1 protein-coding gene is annotated in these 459 nt (G+C 49.5%); it reads right to left on the bottom strand.

Features of this window, described 5'->3' with window-relative positions; all coding sequences use genetic code 11:
- Window positions 1-32: 32 nt before the first annotated feature.
- On the bottom strand, window positions 33-459 hold a 427-nt coding region (locus JIF53_RS19730; RefSeq protein ID WP_199451718.1), incomplete at its 5' end, for an IS3 family transposase.

Below are 459 nucleotides of genomic sequence, written 5' to 3'. Positions count from 1 at the left end.
TGTCTAGTCCTGAAATAGGTTTACACCTATTTCTATTGAAACGCCCGGTGCACCGCATCGGGCGTTTTGTATTTCAAGGCAAGATGTGGTCGCCTTGTGTTATAGGTCTGCACGGACTGATCGACCATCTTTTGGGCTTCCGCAAGGTCTTTGGGGCGCGCCAGCAATAACTCCGTTTTCAGGATGCCATTCACCCTTTCGGCCAGTGCATTTTGATAACAGTCATAGCCATCGGTCATTGAACAACGAATGCCGTGTTTGGCATGCAGCTGTTGGTATGACATGGAGCAGTACTGGATTCCCCGATCCGAGTGATGAACGAGTTCTCCAGAGTGTTTCCTTCCCTTCAACGCCTTACGCATAGCTTGTATCACAGAATCCGTATGAAGGGTGTCATGGACATGGTAGCCCACGATTTTGCGAGAGAAAGCATCCGTAATCAGGCTGAGATAGGCCAAG

Origin of the sequence: Marinobacter sp. bablab_jr008 (assembly GCF_016464145.1) — a bacterium.
Lineage (GTDB): Bacteria > Pseudomonadota > Gammaproteobacteria > Pseudomonadales > Oleiphilaceae > Marinobacter > Marinobacter nauticus.
Note: the sequence above shows the minus strand (reverse complement) of the source record. Positions and strands in the feature narration are given on the sequence as shown.